The organism is Xanthomonas sp. NCPPB 3959 (genome assembly GCF_056675575.1).
Window position 1 is genome coordinate 20547 of the sequence record NZ_JBWWVR010000028.1, and the last position, 6929, is coordinate 27475.

The 6929-nt window shown below is 64.3% G+C and carries 7 protein-coding genes; 2 read left to right on the forward strand and 5 right to left on the reverse strand.

The window, feature by feature from the left end; translation table 11 throughout:
• The 4 genes from mdcE to mdcA form a co-directional block, all read right to left on the reverse strand.
• Positions 1-705 carry a biotin-independent malonate decarboxylase subunit gamma gene (gene mdcE / locus AC1KVG_RS21025; protein WP_481095706.1) on the reverse strand — a complete coding sequence of 235 codons (705 nt, stop codon included), beginning with the start codon at positions 703-705 and terminating at the stop codon, positions 1-3.
• Complete coding sequence (locus AC1KVG_RS21030; RefSeq protein ID WP_481095711.1) at positions 696-1598, reverse strand: biotin-independent malonate decarboxylase subunit beta; 903 nt, start codon at positions 1596-1598, stop codon at positions 696-698. The genes mdcE and AC1KVG_RS21030 overlap by 10 nt, the downstream gene beginning before the upstream one ends.
• A gap of 249 nt (positions 1599-1847) precedes the next feature.
• Entirely contained in the window at positions 1848-2165 is a 318-nt protein-coding gene (gene mdcC, locus AC1KVG_RS21035) for a malonate decarboxylase acyl carrier protein (RefSeq protein WP_317062949.1), read from the reverse strand.
• 9 nt (positions 2166-2174) lie between these two features.
• Positions 2175-3821, reverse strand: coding sequence for a malonate decarboxylase subunit alpha (gene mdcA, locus AC1KVG_RS21040; protein ID WP_481095707.1), 1647 nt, complete (start codon positions 3819-3821; stop codon positions 2175-2177).
• Positions 3822-4194: 373 nt separating this feature from the next.
• Between mdcA and AC1KVG_RS21045 the strand changes: the two genes are divergently transcribed.
• On the forward strand, positions 4195-4740 hold the full coding sequence (locus tag AC1KVG_RS21045; RefSeq protein WP_481095708.1) for a PadR family transcriptional regulator: 546 nt from the start codon (positions 4195-4197) through the stop codon (positions 4738-4740).
• A gap of 522 nt (positions 4741-5262) precedes the next feature.
• Positions 5263-6051, forward strand: coding sequence for a siderophore-interacting protein (locus AC1KVG_RS21050; RefSeq protein ID WP_481095709.1), 789 nt, complete (start codon positions 5263-5265; stop codon positions 6049-6051).
• A 578-nt stretch (positions 6052-6629) separates the two neighbouring features.
• On the opposite strand, the gene AC1KVG_RS21055 is transcribed toward AC1KVG_RS21050, so the two are convergent.
• On the reverse strand, positions 6630-6929 hold a 300-nt coding region (locus AC1KVG_RS21055), incomplete at its 5' end, for a YceI family protein (protein WP_481095710.1).

The window sequence follows — 6929 nt, forward strand, 5'->3', positions numbered from 1 at the left end:
TCAGGCCTCGCCTGCTGCCACGGCGGCGGCGACATCGCGCGCCAACGTGCGGCCGCCACGCTGCGCGCCGAGTGCACGGCGCTGATCGCCATCGCTGGACGTGGCCAATGCATCCAGCAACGCCTGCGCCAGATCGCCCTTCCACAACGACTCCACCGCGCCCATGCGCACGTAATTTTCCACACCCGGCGCGAATACCGGCGAGCTCTTGCTCAGCGCTTGCAAGGTGTCCACCGATTGCTTGGTCACACGTGCCATGGCACGCAGATCCATCACGCGGATCTGTGCATCGGGCAAGGCGTGGATATGGTCGGCCATCAACCCGAACGAGAGAAAGCCGCCGCTGACCGATTCGCCATACACCAACGTGACCAGCCGCGCGCCGCGTCTGCGTGCAAGATCCAGCGCGCGTGCCAAATGCGCGAAATAGCCGTTGATGCCCAGCAGTTCGTCGCGGCGCGCGAGCCGTTGCCCGGCGGTGTCGGCCAGCATCACGATCGGCCGTTGCGGATGTCCACGGGTGCTCGCCAACACGGTAGCGGCCAATGCCAGTGCGTGGTCTACGCCGACTTCCAGTTTATTGGCAGTACCGATCACGGTGACCTCGCCCGCAGCGGTCATCGCGCTGCCGGTGAGCACATCGTCGTTGCGGGCGATGGCGTGACCGAGCGGAAACAGCTGATCCAGCAGTTGGCTCAGTTCCATGGAATGCTCCGGTCGGCAGTGGCAGCGAGGAAGGCCTCGGTGTCCAGCAACGGCAGGCGCTGCGCATCGACGATGCCTTGGCGCCGCCAGATCTCCAGACCGTCGCGGCAATCGCCGTAAGCCTCGATGCGCTTAGCCAATTGCTGCTGCGCAAGGTCCAGCGCCTGCAATGCGGCCTCGCCTTCCGGCTCGGCAAGTGTGTCCAGCGCATGGGCAGCCGCATCGGCGAATGCGGCGATGCGGTCGGCCACCAAGGTCTGCGCTTCGCCGAGCAGATAGCGATGCTTGCCGCCGGTGACGCGCCACACCAGGGCACGGTCGCGTGCGTCGAACTCTTCCACGCCGCGCACGGTCTCGATCACGTCCGGGCCGGACAACGACAGGCGGCCTTCTTCGGACATGATCACCGCGCTGCAACAGCGCGCCACGATGCCCATGCCGCCGAAGGCGCCGTTGCCGCTGCCGATCAAGGCCAGCACCGGCACGCCGGCAGCACGTGTGCTCAGCGTGGCGCGCATGATTTCGGAAATCCCGATAAGGCCCGCATTGGCTTCGTGCAGGCGTACGCCGCCGGTGTCGAGCAATAGCAGCACCGCTGCCGGCTGCGTTTTTGCGGCGCGCTCGAGCAGGCCGGTGAGCTTGGCGCCATGCACCTCGCCGACGCCACCGCCCATGAAGGCGCCTTGTTGCGCGGCGATCAGCACGTTGCGGCCACGTAGCGTGCCTTCGCCCACCACGATGCCGTCATCGAAGGCGCCGGGCGTGTCGAGCTGGGCCAGATGCGGGCTGATCAGGCGGCGACGTGGACCGACGAATTCGCGGAAGCTGCCGGCATCCAGCACACCGTCGATCCGCTCGCGCGCATCGGCTTCGTAATAGCTGCGCTCGGCCATGGGGATGGCGGTGCTCATACGTATCTCCCGACGACATGCGTAGGAGCGCACCTGGGCGCGACCGGGGCGTTACCGAGAAAGCTTGTCGCGCTCAGGCGCGCTCCTACGAGATGAGTGGTGGTGCTCATGTGCGGCTCCCGATGGCTCGCGTAGGAGCGCACCTGGGCGCGACTGCGGCGTTACCGGGAATGCCCGTCGCGCCCGGGTGCGCTCCTACGAGATGGAAGGGGTGTGCTGGATCCTGGCGGCTCATGCGTCGGCTCCCTGCAAGACATCCATCGCCTGCTCCAGGCGCAGGCTCACCACCGCCGGCGTGGCACCGACATCGTTGATGCTGATGCGCACATCGCGCAGCGGGTGGCGTGCGGCAAAATCGTCCAGCACCGCTTGCCAGATCGTGCCGAATCCGCGTGCGGCAGTGAGGATCTCGATCTCCATCGCGCCATCGAGCGGCACGCGCTCGACCAGCACTTCCAGATTGCCGGAGGCGACCACGCCGACCAGCGCATGTTCCAGCCCGGCGCGTGCGCCGTGCTGGCCATCGAAGCGATACCGCAGGGTTTCCATGCCGTGCCCCTACCAATTGCGAAAACGTTTCGGCGGGTCGTACAACCCACCGGACCAGCGCACCAGATCCTTGACCGTGCGCGCGGCGAGCAGGTCGCGCGTGGCATCGCGTGGACGAATCCCCAGGTCTTCCGGCCGCTTGATGACGCCGCGATCGCGCAGGTTTTCGACCGCGCGCTTGTCACGGCCCAGACCGACGGCGGTGTAACCGGACACGCCGCGAATCGCCTGCTCGCGCTCTTCCGGCGTGCGGCACAACAGCAGGTTGGCGATGCCTTCTTCGGTCAATACGTGGCTGACATCGTCGCCGTAAATCATCACCGGCGGCAGCGGCATGTTGGCGCGCTCGGCCAGTTCCCAGGCATCGAGCTTGTCGACGAAGGCCGGCGCCATATGCTCGCGGAAGGTTTCCACCATCTGCACCACCAGCTTGCGCCCGCGCGGCATCTCGCCCGGTCGTGCGGCTTCGCGCCCGGCCTTGAGCCAGGCATCGCTGGCATGCCGGCGGCCGCGCGCATCCGAGCCCATATTGGGCGCGCCGCCGAAACCGGCGATGCGGTCGCGCGTAGCGGTGGAGCTGTTGCCCTGCAGATCGATCTGCAAGGTGGAACCGATGAACATGTCGCAGGCATACAAACCGGCGGTCTGCGACAGCGCGCGATTGGAGCGCATGCTGCCGTCGGCACCGGTAAAAAAGATGTCCGGGCGCGCGGCGATGTACTGCTCCATGCCCAGTTCCGAACCGAACGAATGCACCGATTCGACGAAGCCCGATTCGATTGCCGGAATCAGCGCCGGATGCGGATTGAGCGCCCAATGCCGGCAGATCTTGCCCTTCAGCCCGAGCGATTCGGCGTAGGTGGGCAACAGCAATTCGATCGCGGCGGTATCGAAGCCGATGCCGTGATTGAGCCGGTTGACACCGTATTCGGCGTAGATGCCCTTGATCGCCATCATCGCCATCAACACCTGGATCTCGGAGATCTGTGCGGGGTCGCGGGTGAACAGCGGTTCGATATGGTTGGGCTTGGGCGCCTGCGTGACGAAGTCTACCCAATCGGCGGGAATATCCACGCGCGGCAGCGTGTCGACGATCTCGTTGACCTGCGCAATCACGATGCCGCTCTTGAATGCGGTGGCTTCCACGATCACCGGCGTGTCTTCGGTATTCGGGCCGGTGTAGAGATTGCCGTGACGGTCGGCGGCCTGCGCTGTGACCAGTGCGATGCGCGGGGTCAGATCGATGAAGTAGCGGCCAAACAATTCCAGATAGGTGTGGATGGCACCGATCTCGATGCGGCCTTCGCCGACCAGCCCGGCCAGGCGCGCGGCCTGCGGGCCGGAGAACGAGAAATCCAGCCGCTTGGCGATGCCTCGCTCGAACACATCCAGATGCGCGGGCAGCGACAACACCGATTGCACCATGTGCAGGTCGTGCACGCGTGCCGGATCCACTTCGGTGAGGCAGCGCGCCAGATAGTCGGCCTGCTTCTGGTTATTGCCTTCCAGGCAGACGCGGTCGCCGGGTTCGATCACCGCTTCCAGCAGCGCCAGCACATCGCTGGCCGCCACCACACGCCCTTGCGGCGCAAGCGGGGCGGCGCGCTGCAAGCGCTGGCGCCGGCTCTCGGCCTGGGTGTCCCACTGTCGACTCATGCGGCTGCCTCATCGGGCCAGGCCCGTAATGTCGGAGTAATTACATCGTAATTATGGGATTCGGCATTGTCTAGTCGCGGCGCAGCATGGATTCGGGGTTAGTCGGCCTTAGTGTCGATCGGCCTTACGTTGAGGTCGTTCGGCATCGGTGCTGGCCGGCTTTGGTGCAAGTCGACGTTGGTGTCGTTCGGCACCGGGCCGACTGGTCCTTGCTCTGCTTAGCGTGGGCACGGTGGTCGACGGCGTGGTGCTGGACCGGCCGGGCGAGGCCCATCGGGACGAGAAGGCGCACGGCCCAGGCGATCTCGCGTGCGTCAGCGCTTGCGAGCAGCGCGAATTCGATATATCGTTTCGTCATGCTTCGATATATCGAATGAACACGCGTCCTACCCCTGACGACGTCTCCGCAGACGCTGATCTCGCTTCCGATCCAGCGCCCGAGCGTGGCGGAAGTGGACGCTCGCGGCCGTTGGGGCATGGCGATCTGCGTTTGTTGTTGCTGGCGTTGATCGAGCAACAGCCGCGGCATGGGTACGAGCTGATGCGGCAGATCGCCGCGTTGTTCAAAGGGCTGTACACCCCGAGTGCCGGCGCGATCTACCCAGCGCTGGCCCAGCTTGAAACCGACGGCTGGGTGCAGACGGCTCAGGATGACGGCCGCAAGCGCTATCAGGTCACCGAGGCCGGCCGCACGCACGTGGCACAGCAGCGCGACGCACTCGACGCGGCGCTGGCACGCACGCATCGCCGCGCACGCGAGTTGATCAAGGCACAGACACCGGCGCCGATTCGCGAGGCGATTCATCGCATCAAGCACGGCCTGTTTGCGCGGCATGGGCAGTGGACCGAAGCAGAAACCGCACGCATCGCTGCGCTACTCAACGCCGCCGCTGACGGCATGGAGCGCGACGACGGCTGAGTGCGTGTGCTGCCGCAAATCTTAGACAAGCCGATGCCAGCTTGATTGCGCTTTGCGACAGTGACACCTCATGCAATGTTCGCGTTGCGGGCGTCAGTGACGGGCATGAACCGCAGCACATGCGTTGTTCTGTGACTTCACAACGCTGCAAATTCCAAAGCATCGACCTTGCGTGTTTGGCAGCGACGTAATTGCCTGTCTTGATCAAAATGCAATTTCAGAATCAACACACAGTTTCAGCCGCGGGACGGCAAGCCCCTCTCCCGCCGGGAGAGGGGTTGGGGTGAGGGTACGGGCGAAGCCACGTGCCATTGCAACTGCGCGCGGCTTCGCCCGTACCCTCATCCGCCCCTACGGGGCACCTTCTCCCGATGGGAGAAGGGATAGCTAACAGCAGCTGCTCCTAGCTGGTTTATTTGCCTAGCTGGTTTATTTGATTGTTTATTGCGCCATCAGTTTTGCCAGTTACTCCCCACTTCTTCCCATCGCGCATACACCCGGCAATCCAGGAACAATTCCCCCATGGCAACCCACACCAACACCCAAATCCGCCGCGACTCGCGCCTGCGCTCCGTGCAGGTGCTGCGCTGCGAATCGATCACCCCGCAGATGCGCCGTATCGTCTTTGGCGGCAACGAACTTGCAGGCTTTCAAAGCGACGCACCGGACGATCACGTCAAGCTGTTCTTCCCCAATACCGACGGCGCCTTTGTGCTGCCGACGATGACGGCAGAAGGCCCGCGCTATGACGAAGGCGCCCTGCCCTCGCCGGGCCGCGACTACACACCGCGCGCATTCGACCCGCAGAGCGGCGAGCTGAGCATCGACTTCGTGCTGCACGGCGACGGCGTGGCCACCAGCTGGGCGGCGCACGCACAGCCCGGCGACACGCTGAAGATCGGCGGCCCGCGCGGCTCATTTCTGGTCGCCGACGACTACGACCACTACGTGCTGATCGGCGACGAAACCGCACTGCCGGCGATCGGCCGCTGGCTGGAGGCGATGCCTGCCGACATGCATGCAGAGGTCTTTATCGAAATTGCCGATGCCGCAGAACGCCAGGAGTTGCTCAGCGCCGCCGACGTGGACGTGTACTGGCTGGAACGCAACGGTTTCGATGCGGCCAGCAGCACCTTGTTGGAAGACAGCCTGCGCGATTACGAGCCGCACGATGGCGATACCTTCTACTGGATCGGCGCCGAATCCATGCGTGCACGTGCGATGCGCAAGTTTCTTGAAGAACACCATGGCGTGGACAAGGAGTCGGTGCGCGCGAAGGGTTATTGGAAGGCTGAATCAGCTCCGCACTAACGGACAGCATGGCGGCCTCTGGGTGCTGAGTTTCCCCTGCAGACGGCTGTTGATCTGTGGATTTTCCGCAGGGCCCTTGCCTGCCTACCATCGCGGGACACGCCGCAAGTACGTCCGTGTAGGCTCTTACGCGGCATCCATGCCGCGTAAGGTCCCGCGACGGTAGGCAGGCAAGGACCAGTCGAGATGGTCGGTGCGCATGGTTGCAAGCAAGGCATGGTGTGTTATTTGGACAACGCTGCGGCCGATCAGCTTCGCAACGCAAAACGCAACGCGATCAACAGGTAGGCTTTCATCAAACGCCCGATCAACTCTCTGGTGCGGTGTCCTTGCCGCTTGCGGGACCGTGTGGCGGCATGGATGCCGCCACCGAGCCTACATGGACGTACTTGCGGCGTGTCCCGCGAGCGGCGAGGACACCGCACCCTCGACCGCAACGCCCAAAAAAAAAGGCGCTTCCCACCGAAATGGGGAAGCGCCGTTTTTTCTTCAGTGAACAGCATTACGCCAATCGAACGGCTCCTGCGTTCCACACATCGGTGCGATCGCTCGCACCGATGCATCACCTTTGCAGCGAATTACTTCGCGGCAGCAGCGTCACCGGCCTTGGCCTGCAGCGCTTCGGTGGTGATGCGGATCTTCACTTCGTCGCTGACGTTCGGGGCGTACTGGCCCACGCCGAAGTCGGTGCGCTTGATGGTGGTGGTGGCGTCGAAGCCAGCGGCCGGCACCTTCTTCATCGGGTGCTCGCCGGCACCGTTGAGGGTGACGTCCAGCACGACCGGCTTGGTCTGATCCTTGATGGTCAGATCGCCGGTGACGGTCAGCTTGTTGGGGCCGGCCGCTTCGACCTTGGTGCTCTTGAAGGTGGCGGTCGG